We start from the raw sequence: 15,030 nt of genomic DNA, 5'->3' as shown, positions 1-15,030 counted from the left end.
CGAGGCCCGGCCGCCCGTCTACCTCGCGAGGTGGGACGTGCGCCGTCGGTCCCGCCAAGGTGATGGTGATGGTGCCGAGCACGCTCTGGCGCGCCGCGGCAGGGTGCGGAGTCAGTCGGTCCAGGCGTCGTCGCCGGACGCCAGCTCGTCGCGCTCGGCCCCGAGCTCGGCGCTGATCGCCGCGAGCGCGGGACCCGGCGCGTAGCCCTTGCGGGCGAGGACGCCCATGACCCGGCGGACCCGGACGTCCCGTTCGAGTCCCGCGGTGCGGGCGAGGCGCTTGCGGACGAGGTCCCGGAGCGCGGCGTCCTCCGCGTCGTCGTCGATGGTGTCCAGCGCGGCCTGGGCGTCGTCGTCGTCGATCCCCCGACGGCGCAGCTCGGCCGCGATGCCGCGGCGCGACAGCGACCGCCCGGCGAGCTGGCTGCGGGCGATCATGCCGGCAAGCTCGGCGTCGTCGAGGAGGCCGACGTCGGTGAAGCGCTCGACGAGCTCTTCGATCACGTCGTCGGCATACCCGCGGCGCCGGAGCCCGTCGGTGATCTGCCGACGCGTGCGCGGCGCCCCGGTGAGCATGCGCAGGGCGACGGCCCGGGCCGCCTCGAGCTGCTCGTCGCGCGAAGCAGGGGCGTGCTCCGCGTCCGTGTGCGCTCGAGGGGCCCGGAACCGAACCTCGTCACGTGCGGACGAGGGCGTGTCGCGGCGGCGCGCGCCGCCGCGAGACGGTGTGGACCGGCGGCCTGAGGGGAAGGTCATGGCCTGGTCCGTCAGAACGGTGCCGCCGCGCCCTTCGCGGCCGCTGCCTTCGCGGCCGGCACCTTGGCGGTGCCGGCCTCGACGGCCGCACCACCCGGCTCGTCCGCGGGCACGTCGACGCGGGCGCCGACACCGAGCTTCTCCTTGATCTTCTTCTCCAGCTCGTTCGCGAGGTCGGGGTTGTCCCGCAGGAACGCGCGGGCGTTCTCCTTGCCCTGGCCGAGCTGGTCGCCGTCGTAGGTGAACCACGAGCCGGACTTGCGCACGAACCCGTGCTCCACGCCCATGTCGATGAGCCCGCCCTCGCGCGAGATCCCCACCCCGTAGAGGATGTCGAACTCCGCCTGCTTGAAGGGGGGCGCCATCTTGTTCTTGACGACCTTGACGCGCGTCCGGTTGCCGACCGCGTCGGTGCCCTCCTTGAGGGTCTCGATGCGCCGGATGTCCAGCCGGACCGAGGCGTAGAACTTGAGCGCCTTGCCGCCGGTCGTCGTCTCGGGCGAGCCGAAGAAGACGCCGATCTTCTCGCGGAGCTGGTTGATGAAGATCGCCGTCGTCCCCGACGAGTTCAGCGCGCCGGTGATCTTGCGCAGGGCCTGGGACATGAGCCGGGCCTGGAGCCCGACGTGGCTGTCGCCCATCTCGCCCTCGATCTCGGCCTTGGGCACGAGGGCCGCGACCGAGTCGATGACGATGACGTCGAGCGCCCCGGAGCGGATCAGCATGTCGGCGATCTCGAGCGCCTGCTCCCCCGTGTCGGGCTGCGACACGAGCAGCGCGTCGGTGTCGACGCCGAGCTTCTTGGCGTACTCGGGGTCGAGCGCGTGCTCGGCGTCGATGAACGCCGCGATGCCGCCCGCGCGCTGGGCGCTGGCCACCGCGTGGAGGGCGACCGTCGTCTTGCCGGAGGACTCGGGCCCGTAGACCTCGACCACCCGGCCGCGCGGGAGCCCGCCGATGCCGAGCGCGACGTCGAGCGCGATGGAACCGGTCGGGATGACGTCGACAGGGGCGCGGCCCTCCTCGCCGAGACGCATCACCGAGCCCTTGCCGAAGTTTCGGTCGATCTGGGCGAGGGCGGCCTCGAGCGCCTTCTCGCGGTCTGCTGGTGCGGGCATGTCAGCCACCTTTGCGCTTCTCGCGCCCGTGCGGCGCGTGTTCGTCGTTGCCATCGGTGAAGACGCTACGTGCGGCCACCGACATCGTCATCAGCCGGTCTCCCGGCTGTGCACGACACCTCGTGGTCGCGAGGACGTGCACCACCCTACCCGAACACCTGTTCGATCCGCGGCGCGCCACGCCGACGCGCCGGGCCGCCGGGTGACGTGCAACGGCCCGCTCCGCGGCCGTAGGCCGAGCCGCCCCGTCAACCGAGGCGCGCGGGCAGCGCCGTGCTCTCGCCGGCCGCCAGGACGACGGCCCTCGTGCCCGGCGCGCGGCGCGCGACCTCGTGCGCGAAGAGCGCGCCCGGCCGGTCCATCCAGCCCGGCGGCACGTGCCGCCCGCCGGGGGCGTGCAGGGTTCCCCAGTGCACGGGGACGGCGACGCCCGCGCCGACCAGGCCGCAGAGCTCAGCGGCCTGCAGCGGGCCGAGGTGGCCGCCGGACAGCCGGGGGCCCCAGCCCGCCACCGGCACCAGGACGAGGTCCGGCGCCCGGCCCGCGAGGTCCGGCACGCCGGCGAGCTCGGGCGCGAGCTCCGTGTCCCCGACGGCCCAGACGGCGAGCTCGTCACCCGGTCCCTCGCCGTCGAGCAGGAGCAGGTGGCCGTTGGCCGCGTTCGGCCGGTGCGGCATGGGCCGGTGCCCGTGCACCGCGGGAGTCAGCCGGACCCGCGCGCCGGGGGCGATCTCGACGACGTCGTCGGGACCGAGACCGCGTGCACCGGCGATGCCGTGCGAGCGCAGCCACCGGGCGTTGGCGGGCGCCGTGAGGACGGGCACGTCGCCGAGCAGCCGCAGGGAGCCGAGCTCGGCGTGATCGTGGTGCAGGTGCGAGAGCAGGACGGCGTCGACGTCGCGCCAGACCTCGGCAGGCCGGTCGCCGCGACGGCGCAGGACCCCCGCGTGCCGGTGGAGCAACGGGTCCGTGACCACCCGCACACCGTCGCGCTCCAGCACGACCGTCGAGTGGCCGAGCCAGGTCACGGTCAGCGCGCTCACGACGGCGCCCCCGCGACCGGCTCGACGGCGGACTCTCCCCCGGCTGCCTCCGCGGCAGGCTCCCCCGCGTCCGGTCCCCTCGACGGCGCGGCGTCGCCGGCCCCGGGTCCGAGGCCGAGCGCCGCGAGCCACCCGACGAGCTGGCGATGCACGGCGTCCGCACCCACGAGCTGCCGCGCGGCGCCCTCGCCGGCCCGGAGCGCGTCGTCCACCTCCCAGGACGCGGGGTGCAGCAGGACCGCGCGGTTCTGCTCGCCGCCCAGGCCGCCGTGCGAGCCGACGAGCCCCTCGAACGGGTGCACGAGGCCCGCGTCGTCGACGGACGACACCACCAGCAGGTCCGCCGCCGAGTCGAGCCCTGCCGCGCGCGCCAGGTCCGGCGCGGCGCGTGGCCCGTACGCCGCCGTCGGGTCCAGCCCCTCGACCACGCCGGTGACGAGGTGCCGCAGGCCGTGCGCCCCGAGCGCGACGGGACGGCCGTCGTCGTCGCGGCCGACCACGACCCCGACGCCGGGGTGGGCCGCCAGGCCCGGCACCAGGTCGGGCCAGCGCTCGACGAGCCGCGAGAGCGGCAGCGGTCCGTCGGTGCCCGGCACCCAGACGCCCGCGAAGTTCCCGGACGCCGCGACGACGAGCGGCGCCCCCTCGGCGGCGGCGGCCCCCTGCTCGCCGCGGCGTGCCGCGTCGCCCTCGGGCCCCACGGCGTCGTGCCCGCGCGCGGTTCCCGACAGCGCGCGCAGCGCCTCCGCGACCTCGTGCCACTGCTCGCCGCGCTCGCCGCGGGCCTGCGCCGTGGCCACGTCGCGCCGCGCCGCCGCGCGCCGGCCGCCCGTCCCGGGGTCCGGGCTCGACGCCTCTCCGGGGCGGTCCTCGCCGGCCAGCCGCCGCACCAGCGCCTCGAGCGTGAGCCCGTACGTCTTGGCGAACGGCTCGCCGAGCGACTGGCCGTGGTCCGAGAGCACGACGACGTCGTAGGGCCGGGCGGTCTGCTGCCCGAACCGCTCGAGCAGCCCGACGACGCGGTCGAGGCCCTCGAGCGAGCGCAGCGACTCGGGACGCAGCGGCCCGGCGTGGTGGGCGATCTCGTCGTGGTCGACGAAGTCCACGAAGATCACCGGCGCTCCCTGGACCATCTGCTCGGCGACGAGCGACGTGTTGAGATCCCGCAGGAGCACGTTGGTGATGGCGCGCAGGGCGGGGTACGCGCCGAGGCGCGAGACCCGCGGCTCCACGCGCCGCGCCGTCTGCTGCCAGCCCTGGTAGAGCTCCTTGACGAGCTCGCCGACGGTGAGGAGGAGGGCCCGGGCCAGGACGAACGGGCTCGAGCAGAACTCGACGAAGGTCGCGCCCGGGCCGAGGCCGCGCCGCGCCCGGCTCACCACGAGGAGGCTCGTCGCGGCGCCGCCGCTGAACATCGTCGACACCGCGACGCCGCCACCCGCGAGCAGGCCCGGGCCGGCCTCGGCGAGCCGCTCCTCGACCAGCGCGGCGTCGCGCGGGTGGTTGGTGACCACCAGCCGGCCGAGCTCGCGGTCCCACCACCGGAACGCGGGGACGCGGTCCGCGGCGCCGTGCAGCAGGCCGGCCTGGCTGGCGGGGGTCGTCGACGGGACCTCGGCCCACCACGGCTCGAGCCGGTGCGACCCCTCGCGCAGCCAGCGGGTGAGCGTCGGCGCGAGGCCGGCCTGGACGGCGAACGCGAGGGTGGCCTGGGCGAGCCCGTCGAGCTGGACGATCAGGACGCCGCGCTCGCCGGCCGCTGCCCCGGCCGGGGGCACGGCCTCCCCGCCGGCGGCCGCGCGTCCGGCGGCCCGCGCCCGGCGGCGGGCGCCGCGGCGGGCGCCGCGGCGGGCCCGACGACGCAGGTCACCCAGGACGTAGTCGTTGTCGCGCAGGCCGAGCAGCCAGCGCCCGGCGGCCATCACGACGGCCGCGACCAGGAGCACGGGAACGACGTCCGTGCCGTGGCTGAGGTGCAGGCCCGGCACGTGCACGAGCGCGGCCCACGCGACCGCGACCTGCGCGGCGAGCCCCAGCAGCAGTGCGGCGAGCGGCCCGAAGCGGGCCGCGAGCACCCGCAGGGCGGGACGGACCAGCGCGTCGCCGACCGTCACGACGAGCCCGACCAGGAGGACGCTCCACGGCGACGACACGGACACCCCCGGCACGACCAGGAGCGCGACCGCGAGGCCCGCTGTCGTCGCGACCAGCGACCACACGGACTCGCGCAGGTCGGCGACGTGCGACGAGCGGTCGGGTGCGGGACGTGCCGGCACGGCGCCCATCAGCGGGCGGGCGGAGCGGGCCGACGGCGGTCCTCGCCCCAGCGGCGCGCGTCGGGCACCTCCATCGCGTCGCACAGCGCGTGCCAGACGACGCGCGGCTCGACGCCGTCGTCGAGCGCCTGGACCGCGGTGCGCGAGCCGAGCGCGGTGAGGACCTGGACGCTCGCGAGGGTGCGCCCGTAGGCGTCGCCGAACACGTCGTCCACCAGGGACCAGAACTCGCTGTACCGCACGGCACCAGCCTGCCACGAGCCGCCGACCGCCGGGCGACCTGCGGACCGTGGACGACCCGTCCCGAACGCGCGTGTCGGGGGCGCCGACCACAATGGGACGGTGCCCCGCTCCCCTGCCGCCGACGGTTCCGGTCCCGGGTCCCCGGGCTCGGGGCTCGACCGCTTCGGCCCGGCGACGCGCGACTGGTTCGCGGGCGCGTTCGAGGCGCCGACAGCGGCGCAGACGGGCGCCTGGGACGCGATCGGGAGCGACCGGCACGCGCTCGTCGTCGCGCCGACCGGCTCCGGCAAGACGCTCGCCGCGTTCCTGTGGTCCATCGACCGCCTGGTCCGCCGGACGGAACCGGAGCCCGAGCCCGCGCGACGGTGTCGCGTCGTCTACGTCTCACCGCTCAAGGCGCTCGCCGCCGACGTCGAGCGGAACCTGCGCTCGCCGCTGACCGGCATCCGGCAGGCCGCCGCGCGGCGCGGCGAGGCCGTCCGCGACGTGCTCGTCGGGCTGCGCACGGGCGACACGCCGGCCCGCGAGCGGCGCACGTTCGCGACGGCGCCCCCGGACGTGCTGGTCACGACCCCCGAGTCCCTCTTCCTGGTGCTGACGTCCGGCGCGCGGGAGGGGCTGGCGGGGGTCGAGACGGTGATCGTCGACGAGATCCACGCGCTCGCCGGGACCAAGCGGGGCGCGCACCTCGCGCTCACGCTCGAGCGGCTCGACGCGCTGCTCGACCGGCCCGCCCAGCGGGTCGGGCTGTCCGCGACCGTGCGACCCGTGGACGCGGTCGCGGCGTTCCTCGCGGGCTCGCGGTCGGCCGCGGACGGCGGGCGCGACGTCGTCGTCGTGCAGCCGCCGGCGACCAAGCGGCTGCGCGTCGACGTCGAGGTGCCCGTGCCGGACCTCGCGGACCTGCGCGCGACGCCGCTGACCGTGCCCGCCGCGGCAGCCGAGGCCGACGCCGGCCTGCCGCCCCTGCCCGCCGGCGAGCCGGACCTCTCCGGCCCGGCCGCGGTGCCGCTCCCGCTGCCCGGCGACGCCCCGAGCGCGGGCACAGCGCCCCGAGCGTCGATCTGGCCGCACGTCGAGGAGCGGATCGTCGACCTGGTCGCGGCCGACACCGGCGCGGACGCCGTCGCGCACCACGCGGCGGGCCGGGTGCAGCGCTCGACGCTCGTCTTCACCAACTCGCGGCGCGGAGCGGAGCGCCTGACCGCGCGCCTCAACGAGCTGTGGGCCGAGCGGCAGGGCGAGGAGGTGCTCGACCCCGGGACGGTCCGGGCCGCGCAGGTGCAGGCGCAGTCGGGCGCCAGCTCGGGGATCGAGCCGGTCGTGGCCCGCGCCCACCACGGCTCGATGAGCCGCGCGGAGCGCACCCGCACCGAGACGGAGCTCAAGGAGGGCCGCCTCCCCGCGGTCGTCGCGACGAGCTCCCTCGAGCTCGGGATCGACATGGGCGCGATCGACCTCGTGGTCCAGGTCGGCTCGCCGCCGAGCGTCGCGAGCGGGCTGCAGCGCCTGGGACGCGCCGGCCACCAGGTCGGCGCCGAGTCGCACGGCGTGATCTTCCCGACCTTCCGCGGGGACCTCGTGCCGGCCACGGTCATCGCGCAGCGCATGCTCGCGGGCGACATCGAGCAGGTGCACGTGCTGCGCAACCCGCTCGACGTGCTCGCGCAGCAGGTCGTGGCGATGGTGGCGATGGACGAGTGGACCGTCGACGACCTCGCGACGGTCGTCCGGCGGGCGCTGCCGTTCGAGCAGCTCACCGACGGCGCGCTGACCGCCGTCCTCGACATGCTGGCCGGGCGGTACCCGAGCGAGGAGTTCGCCGAGCTCCGGGCGCGGGTCGTGTGGGACCGCGCGTCGGGCACGCTCACGGGGCGGCCGGGCGCGGGGCGCCTCGCCGTGACGAGCGGCGGGACGATCCCCGACCGCGGGATGTACGGGGTGTTCCTCGTCGGGTCCGGCGACGACGCGACGGCCGAGCAGCTCGGCGACCCCGTCACGGGCCCGTCGGGGCCGCGGGGCGCGACGGGCCGCGCACCGCGACGGGTGGGCGAGCTCGACGAGGAGATGGTCTACGAGTCGCGCGTCGGCGACACGTTCACGCTGGGCTCGAGCACATGGCGGATCGAGGAGATCACGCCGGACCGCGTGCTCGTCTCGCCCGCGCCCGGCCTGCCGGGGCGGCTGCCGTTCTGGAAGGGCGACTCGCCCGGCCGTCCGGCGGAGCTCGGCGCCGCGATCGGCGCCTGGGTCCGCGAGACCTCCGGCGCCGCGGCGAGCGACCCCGACGACGCCCACGCGAGGCTGCGGGAGGCCGGGCTCGACGGGTGGGCGGCGGACAACCTGCTCGCCTACCTCGCCGACCAGCGCACCGCCACGGGCGCCGTCCCCGACGACCGGACCGTGGTGATCGAGCGGTTCCGCGACGAGCTCGGCGACTGGCGCGTCGTCCTCCACTCGCCGTTCGGGGCGCGGGTGCACGCGCCGTGGGCGCTGGTCGTGGCGCGGCGGCTGCGCGAGCGGCTGGGCGTGGACGTCGCGGCGATGCACTCCGACGACGGGATCGTCCTGCGGCTGCCGGACGTCGAGGGAGGGTTGCCCGGGGCTGACGGTGCCGACGACGCCGGCTGGTTCGACGGCGCGGGCGGCGGGTCGTCCGCCGGGGGCGGGGTCACGCTCGAGGACCTGCTCCTGGAGCCCGACGAGGTGGTCGAGGAGGTGCGCGACGCCCTCGGGGGCTCGGTGCTCTTCGCGGCGCGCTTCCGGGAGGCCGCGGCCCGCGCGCTGCTGCTGCCGCGCCGTCGTCCGGACAAGCGGCAGCCGCTGTGGCAGCAGCGGCAGCGCTCGGCGCAGCTCCTGTCGGTCGCGTCGGGGTACCCGCAGTTCCCGATCGTGCTGGAGGCGGCCCGCGAGTGCCTCCAGGACGACTTCGATACTGCCGCCCTCGCCGACCTCATGCGCGCGGTGCAGGGCCGGCGCGTGCGGGTCGTCGAGGTGACGACGCAGACGCCCTCGCCGTTCGCGCAGTCCCTGCTCTTCGGGTACACCGCGCAGTTCCTGTACGACGGCGACGCGCCCCTCGCGGAGCGGCGCGCCGCCGCGCTCGCGCTCGACCCGGCGCTGCTGTCGGAGCTCCTGGGCGGCGACGGCACCAGCCAGCTCGCGGACCTCCTCGACCCGGAGCAGGTCGAACGGACGGAGGCGGAGCTCCAGGCGCTCGCCCCAGGACGCCAGGCCACGGACGCGGAGCGCCTGTGGGACGTGCTGCGCCGGCTGGGCCCGCTCCCGACCGCCGCGCTCGCCCGCCGGACCGCACCCGACCGCCGCGACGACGCCGCCGGCTGGCTGGCGGGGCTCGAGGCCGCGCGGCGGGTCATGCGGGTCCGCGTCGCCGGCGCGCCCGAGGGCGAGCAGGAGCAGTGGGCGGTCGTCGAGGACGCCGCCCGGCTGCGGGACGGCCTCGGCGTCGCGCTCCCCGTCGGGCTCCCCGAGGTGTTCCTGGAGCCGGTCCCGGACCCGCTCGGCGACCTCCTGCGCCGTCACGCCCGCACGCACGGGCCGTTCCCCGTCGCCGACGTCGCGACCCGGTTCGGGGTCGCGCGCGCGGTCGCGCTCGAGGTCCTCACGCGGCTGGCCGGCTCGGGCGCGCTCGTGCGGGGTCGCCTGCGGCCGCCGTCGCTGGGCGGGGTCGGCGACGAGTTCTGCGACGCCGAGGTCCTGCGCACCCTGCGCCGACGCTCGCTCGCGGCGCTGCGCGCCGAGGTCGAGCCGGTCCCGGGCCGCGCGCTCGGCCTGTTCCTGCCGGCGTGGCAGGGCGTGACGGGCGGAGGTTCGCGGGCGGGGACGGGGACCCTCCGCGGCGTCGACGGGCTGCTCCGCGCGGTCGAGCAGCTGTCCGGGGCGGCCGTGCCGGCGAGCGCGCTCGAGACCCTTGTGCTGCCCGCGCGGGTCCGCGACTACGCCCCCGCCCTGCTCGACGAGCTCACCACCTCGGGCGAGGTGCTGTGGTGCGGGCACGCAGCCCTGCCCGGCTCGGGCGGCGGGGACGGGCTCGTCAGCCTCCACCTCGCCGAGACCGCGCACCTCACGCTGCCAACGGTCCCGCCGCTCGACGACGTCGGCGCGGGCACCCCGCTCCACGCGGCGGTCCTCGAGGTGCTCGAGCACGCCGGCGGGCTGTTCCTGGGCCGGGTCGCGGAGCTCGCGGAGGCGTCGCAGACCGACGTCCTCGAGGCGCTGTGGGACCTCGTGTGGGCCGGGCGGGTCACCAACGACGGGCTCGGCGCGCTGCGTTCGCGCCTCGGCCCGGCCGGTGGCGCCCACCGCGCGCCCCGGGCCGCGGGCCGCGCCCGGCCGGTGCGGCGCGCCGGCCTCGGGGGCTTCGGGCTGGGGCGGCCGGCCGGAGCGCGCGCAGCCGCCGAGCTGCGCGGCGGGGGCGGGCGCTGGGCCGCCCTCCCGGCGCGGGAACCCGACCCCACCCGCCGCACGACGGCGCTCGCGTCCGTCCTCCTCGACCGGTACGGCGTGCTCACGCGCGGTGTGGCGAGCGCCGAGGGCGTCGTCGACTACTTCCGCGGCGTCTACCGGGTCCTGGCGGAGCAGGAGTCGCTCGGGCGCGTGCGCCGCGGCTACTTCGTCGAGCACCTGGGCGGGTCGCAGTTCGCCGTGCCGGGCGCCGTGGACGCGCTCCGGTCCCACGCAGCCGACCTCGAGGCGCTCGGCGAGCACCCGGAGCGCGCGCGGGCGCTGCTGCTCGCCGCGACCGACCCCGCCAACCCGTACGGCGCGGCGCTCCCCTGGCCGGAGACGACGTCCGCCGCGTCCACGCCGGCCGACGGCTCCGGGCGCCGCGCCGCGGGGGCGCGGCCGGGGCGGAAGGCGGGGGCCGTCGTCGTGCTGGTCGGGGGCGCGCTCGTCGCGTACGTGGAGCGCGGCGGCCGCTCGGTCCTCACGTTCACGTCCGACGAGCCGGCGCTCGTCTCCGCGGCGCGCGAGCTGGGTGCGGCGACCACGGACGGCCGGCTCGGGCGGCTCACGGTCGTCCGGCTCGACGGCGCTCCGGCCCTCGACGCGGTCGCGTCCGGCAGCGGGACCACCCCGGCCGCGCGGGCGCTGCTCGCGGCGGGGTTCGCGCCCACCCCGAGCGGGCTGCGCCTGACGCCGGGACGGGGGCCCGGTGCCCGAGGGTGACGTCGTCCTGCTCGCGGCCCGCAGGCTCGACGCCGCGCTGCGCGGCCGCCCGCTCGAACGGGCGGAGCTGCGGTGGCCGACGGAGTTCGAGGTCGACCTCGTCGGCCACGCCGTGCGCGAGGTCGCGAGCTACGGCAAGCACCTGCTGACCAGGCTCGACGACGGCCGGACCCTCCGCACGCACCTGCGCATAGACGGGACCTGGCGCATCGCCCGCACGGGCACGCCGCAGGCCCGCGCCCGTGACCCGCGCGTCCGGGCGGTGCTCGCCAACGCGACCTGGACGTGCGTCGGCACGGACCTCGGGATGCTCGACGTCGTCCGCACCCGGGACGAGCGCGCCCTCCTGGGCGACCTCGGGCCCGACCTGCTCGCCGACGGCTTCGCGCGCGAGGGGGACGGCGGGGCGGGAGGCGACGGTGCGCGCGAGCCCGCCGGCCTCGACGTGGCGGTGCGCCGCATCCTCGCGGCCGACGCGGACGGAGGCTTCCGACGCGAGCACGACCCCGCCGTCGGAGCGCCCGTCGTCGAGCTCCTGCTCAGCCAGCGCGGCGTCGCCGGGATCGGCACGATCTACGCGGCGGAGACCCTCTTCACCCACCGGCTGTGGCCGTGGACACCGGCACGGGCGCTCGGTGCTGCCGCGCTGCGGGACCTGCTGCTCACCGCCCGGCGCCTCGAGCTGGCTGCGGTCGCGACCGGGCCGCAGGCGCAGGAACGCTTCGTCCACGGACGCGAAGGACGGTCGTGCCGCGTGTGCGGCACGACCGTCCAGGTGGGGGTCGCGAACCGGCCGCCGTACGAGCGGCCGGTGTTCTGGTGCCCGGCGTGCCAGGCGCCCGGTCAGCCGACCGGGGCGAGGTCCTCCGGCGCGCCGTAGCAGTCGCGGGAGGCGTCGGACAGGAGCTCGCGGACCAGGTCGTCGCGCTCCTCGGCCCGCCCGGCGGGCGTGGTGAGCGCGGACATGGTCAGGTCCGCGGGGACGGTGTCGGGGATGGAGAAGCCCTCGGCGACGGCGACGCGGTCGCTCACCTCGCGCAGCACGAGCCACAGGGGCACGTCGAGCGCGTCGCAGATCGACGCGAGGAGCTCGGACGAGGCCTCCTTCTGACCGCGCTCGACCTCGCTGAGATAGCCCAGCGACACTCGCGCGTCCGAGGAGACCTCACGCAGGGTACGGCCCTGACGCTGCCGGACGTCGCGCAGGACGTCACCGATCTCACGGCGGAGAACGATCATCGGGCGACCCCCTCTCGACTGGTGCCCGTGCGACCCGGAGATGACGCTCACCGGGGCGACCGGTCGGCCCTTCGGCCTGTTGCTGCTCATCGGCCTTTTACTGATCACGGCCAATCTAACGCACGAGGGTCTCCCCTTGTTCCGCGAACACGAGGCGCTCACGCTTTTCCCCCGCTCCGCGCTACGCCGGCGGCGAAATCTCGGGGTCGACCGCCGGGCCGGCCTCCCGCAGCACGTCGAGCGCCAGCGTCAGGGCGGCGTCGACGGCGGCCGCGCGCACCGCCGCGCGACCGCCCGCGAGGTGGAGCTCGCGCACGACCGTCCGGCCCGGGCCGACGACCGCCACGAAGACGAGCCCGGGGGCGTGCCCGTCCTGCGGGTCCGGGCCGGCCACGCCCGTCGTCGCGAGGCCCACGTCCGCCCCCGTGGCGCGTCGGACCCCGGCGGCCATCGCGAGCGCCGTCGGGCCGGCGACCGCGCCGAGCTTGCCCAGCAGCTCGCCGTCGACGCCCAGGAGCCGGTTCTTGAGGTCGGTCGCGTAGGCGACGACGCCGCCCCGCAGGACGAGCGACGCGCCCGGGACCTCGACGAGGGCGCTCGTCAGAGCGCCTCCGGTGAGAGACTCCGCCACGCCCACCGTCCAGCCCTGGGCGCGGCACAGCTCGAGGACCTGCGCCGCAGGGGTGCGCGCGGCGTTCACGCGCCGCTCCCCCGCGGGTCCACGCTCTGCGCCCCGCGGTCCCGGTGCGCACGGCGCACCCCGAGGACGTAGTCGACGCCCGTGGCCACCGTGAGCACGATCGCGACCACCATGAAGCACCACGCCACGACGGTCACGGCGTACGGCAGGTGGTCGAGGGGCGCGACGAAGAGCCCGATCGCCACGGTCTGCACGAACGTCTTGAGCTTGCCGCCCCGGGACGCCGGGATGACCCCCTCGTCGATCACGACGAGGCGCATCACCGTGATCCCGACCTCGCGCACCAGGATCACGACCGTCACCCACCACGGCACGTCGCCGAGCACGGACAGGGTCACGAGCGCGCCCCCCATGAGCGCCTTGTCGGCGATCGGGTCGAGCAGCTTCCCGAGCTCGGTCACGATGCCCCGGGAGCGCGCGATCTGCCCGTCCACGCGGTCGGTGAGCGCGGCGACGCCGAAGAGCACGAACGCCGCCCACCGCCAACCGGGCGCGTCCCGGCCCTCGTCGCCCCCGCCCTGGACGAGGAGCAGCACGAACACCGGCACGAGCAGGATCCGCACGACGGTGATCGCGTTCGCCACGTTCCACTGCGCACGCACCGAGTTGCTCACCAGCACAGCGTAGGCGAGCGGCGACCGCGGGCCGTCCGGGCGGCGGCAGGCGGCTGGGAGCCGGGCGATGCCCGCAGGTAGAGTCTGCGGGTGCCCCGACATGTGCGACGTGCCCCCTCTCGCACCGGACAGCGTTTTCTCGCCGGTTCCGTCGCCGTGATGGCGACCGTCGTCCTCGTCACCCTGGCCGTCTCCGCCCACGGAGGAGGCACCCACGACCCCGCGGCGTTCCTGACTCCCACGCCGTCGCCGTCCGCGACCGTCAAGCCCACGCCGACGGCGACGCCCACCCCCCAGGACGCCGTCTTCTCGATCGTCGCCGCGGGCGACGTGCTGCCGCACGCCGACGTCGTCAAGGACGCCACGAAGGCAGACGGCACGTACGACTTCACGACCGAGCTGTCCGGCCTCGACCGCTGGGTGCAGGGCGCCGACCTCGCGCTGTGCCACATGGAGGTTCCCGTCGCGCCGCCCGGGACGGCCGTCAGCACCTACCCGAGCTTCGGGGCACCGCCGTCGCTCGTGAAGGACCTCGCCGCGCAGGGCTGGGACGGCTGCTCGACCGCGTCCAACCACTCCATGGACCGCGGGTTCGACGGCGTGAAGGCGACCCTCGCCACGTTCGACGCCGACCACCTCGGGCACGCGGGAACCGGCCGCACCACCAAGGAGGTCGCGAGCCCGCAGCTCTACCGGCTCGAGCGCGACGGGCAGACCGTGACGGTCGCCCACCTCTCCGCGACCTTCGGCCTCAACAACCTCGCGCAGACCGGCGGCAAGGCCTGGTCGGTCGAGCGCATCGACACCTCCAGGCTCGTGGCCCAGGCCAAGGCGGCCCGCAAGGCGGGCGCGGACGTCGTCCTCGCGTCCATCCACGACGGCACCGAGTACGACGCCACGCCGACCGCGGACCAGAAGAAGGTCATGAAGGCGCTCGCGCGGTCCGGCCAGATCGACGCGGTCCTCGGCGCGCACGCCCACGTGCCGCAGCCCGTCGCCAAGCTGTCGGGGGGCGTCGGCGGCCGGGGCATGTGGGTCGCCTACGGCATGGGCAACATGCTCTCCAACCAGGACTCCGACTGCTGCGTCGCGCAGACCGACTCCGGCCTGCTCGTCACCGTCACCGTGACGAAGGCACCGGGGGCCGCGGCCCGGGTGACCGGCTTCGAGTGGACGCCCCTGACGGTGGACCGCACCGGCGGGCACCGGGTCTACGCGATCCCCGACGTCCTGGGCCGCAAGGGCGGCGTCGGCAAGCTGTCACACGCCGAGCTCGCCGCGCGGCTCTCCCGCGTCAAGGACGTCGTCGGGACCGCCGCGCCCGAGCGCACGACCGCCCCGAAGACCGCCGGCACGGTGGCCGTCGTGCTCCCGCACGCGGGAGCCCCGAAGAGCTGACGTCGACGGTCCGTTCGGCGGTGGTTGCGTCGGGCGTCTTGTGGTCGGGTTCACGGGCGGGTGCGGACAGCCGGTTCGGACTGCGTCGCCCTCCGGCCCTGGGGGCCTCCGCGCTCCTTGACGTCCTTCACGACCTCCCCGCACCCACCCGCTCGGTCCGCAAGCTCGCCTCGGCAGCCGCACGCGCCGTCGTCGAGCATGCGGACGACCACCATCCGAGCGACCGACCATACGAGCACCCGCATGCTCGACGTCGAGAAGGGGTCTGCTCGCATGCTCGGCACGGTGAGAGGTCGCCGACCGTATGCTCACGTCACCGTCGGCGAGCTCCACGTCACCGCGGGTTTGAGGAGCCGGCCGCCTGCGGAGGCGGCACGGACGCGCGGGTGGGGCTGGAGGGGTGCGCGCGGTCGTGGGGGGCCTGGCGGGAGCCGAGCGAGGAACGAGCGAGGC

The 15,030-nt window shown here is 76.6% G+C and carries 11 protein-coding genes; 3 read left to right on the top strand and 8 right to left on the bottom strand.

All coding sequences use genetic code 11. From position 1 onward, the window contains the following. Positions 1-111: 111 nt before the first annotated feature. From ACLQ14_RS15475 to ACLQ14_RS15455, 5 genes are all read right to left on the bottom strand, one after another. Complete coding sequence (locus ACLQ14_RS15475) at positions 112-756, bottom strand: regulatory protein RecX (protein WP_425814596.1); 645 nt, start codon at positions 754-756, stop codon at positions 112-114. An 11-nt stretch (positions 757-767) separates the two neighbouring features. Next, complete coding sequence (recA, locus tag ACLQ14_RS15470; RefSeq protein WP_425814594.1) at positions 768-1,874, bottom strand: recombinase RecA; 1,107 nt, start codon at positions 1,872-1,874, stop codon at positions 768-770. Positions 1,875-2,122: 248 nt separating this feature from the next. Continuing rightward, positions 2,123-2,917, bottom strand: coding sequence for an MBL fold metallo-hydrolase (locus ACLQ14_RS15465; RefSeq protein WP_425814592.1), 795 nt, complete (start codon positions 2,915-2,917; stop codon positions 2,123-2,125). Beyond that, positions 2,914-5,193, bottom strand: coding sequence for an alkaline phosphatase family protein (locus tag ACLQ14_RS15460; RefSeq protein WP_425814590.1), 2,280 nt, complete (start codon positions 5,191-5,193; stop codon positions 2,914-2,916). Before ACLQ14_RS15460 ends, ACLQ14_RS15465 begins: the two co-directional genes overlap by 4 nt. Positions 5,194-5,201: 8 nt before the next feature. Next, positions 5,202-5,435 carry a DUF3046 domain-containing protein gene (locus ACLQ14_RS15455; RefSeq protein ID WP_425814588.1) on the bottom strand — a complete coding sequence of 78 codons (234 nt, stop codon included), beginning with the start codon at positions 5,433-5,435 and terminating at the stop codon, positions 5,202-5,204. Positions 5,436-5,535: 100 nt separating this feature from the next. Here ACLQ14_RS15455 and ACLQ14_RS15450 point away from each other — a divergent pair, with 100 nt between their 5' ends. Continuing rightward, complete coding sequence (locus tag ACLQ14_RS15450; RefSeq protein ID WP_425814586.1) at positions 5,536-10,626, top strand: Lhr family helicase; 5,091 nt, start codon at positions 5,536-5,538, stop codon at positions 10,624-10,626. Further along, on the top strand, positions 10,613-11,506 hold the full coding sequence (locus ACLQ14_RS15445) for a DNA-formamidopyrimidine glycosylase family protein (RefSeq protein ID WP_425814584.1): 894 nt from the start codon (positions 10,613-10,615) through the stop codon (positions 11,504-11,506). The genes ACLQ14_RS15450 and ACLQ14_RS15445 overlap by 14 nt, the downstream gene beginning before the upstream one ends. Here ACLQ14_RS15445 and ACLQ14_RS15440 read toward each other — a convergent pair. The 3 genes from ACLQ14_RS15440 to pgsA form a co-directional block, all read right to left on the bottom strand. Then, complete coding sequence (locus ACLQ14_RS15440; protein ID WP_425814582.1) at positions 11,470-11,865, bottom strand: helix-turn-helix domain-containing protein; 396 nt, start codon at positions 11,863-11,865, stop codon at positions 11,470-11,472. The genes ACLQ14_RS15445 and ACLQ14_RS15440 overlap by 37 nt on opposite strands. A gap of 181 nt (positions 11,866-12,046) precedes the next feature. Next, positions 12,047-12,565: a CinA family protein gene (locus tag ACLQ14_RS15435; protein ID WP_425814580.1), complete on the bottom strand. Its 519-nt coding sequence runs from the start codon at positions 12,563-12,565 to the stop codon at positions 12,047-12,049. Then, positions 12,562-13,179, bottom strand: coding sequence for a CDP-diacylglycerol--glycerol-3-phosphate 3-phosphatidyltransferase (gene pgsA / locus ACLQ14_RS15430; protein ID WP_425814578.1), 618 nt, complete (start codon positions 13,177-13,179; stop codon positions 12,562-12,564). Before pgsA ends, ACLQ14_RS15435 begins: the two co-directional genes overlap by 4 nt. Before the next feature lie 159 nt (positions 13,180-13,338). Here pgsA and ACLQ14_RS15425 point away from each other — a divergent pair, with 159 nt between their 5' ends. Further along, positions 13,339-14,577, top strand: coding sequence for a CapA family protein (locus tag ACLQ14_RS15425; protein ID WP_425814576.1), 1,239 nt, complete (start codon positions 13,339-13,341; stop codon positions 14,575-14,577). Positions 14,578-15,030 lie beyond the last annotated feature (453 nt).

This window comes from Luteimicrobium sp. DT211 (assembly GCF_049844995.1).
In the GTDB taxonomy this organism is placed as follows: domain Bacteria; phylum Actinomycetota; class Actinomycetes; order Actinomycetales; family Cellulomonadaceae; genus Luteimicrobium.
Note: the sequence above shows the minus strand (reverse complement) of the source record. Positions and strands in the feature narration are given on the sequence as shown.

Excerpts from the sequence above, each read along its gene's own strand:
- ACLQ14_RS15475 (WP_425814596.1), bottom strand. The coding sequence starts at position 756 with ATGACCTTCCCCTCAGGCCGCCGGTCCACACCGTCTCGCGGCGGCGCG.
- recA (WP_425814594.1), bottom strand. The coding sequence starts at position 1,874 with ATGCCCGCACCAGCAGACCGCGAGAAGGCGCTCGAGGCCGCCCTCGCC.
- ACLQ14_RS15440 (WP_425814582.1), bottom strand. The coding sequence starts at position 11,865 with ATGATCGTTCTCCGCCGTGAGATCGGTGACGTCCTGCGCGACGTCCGG.
- ACLQ14_RS15425 (WP_425814576.1), top strand. The coding sequence starts at position 13,339 with ATGGCGACCGTCGTCCTCGTCACCCTGGCCGTCTCCGCCCACGGAGGA.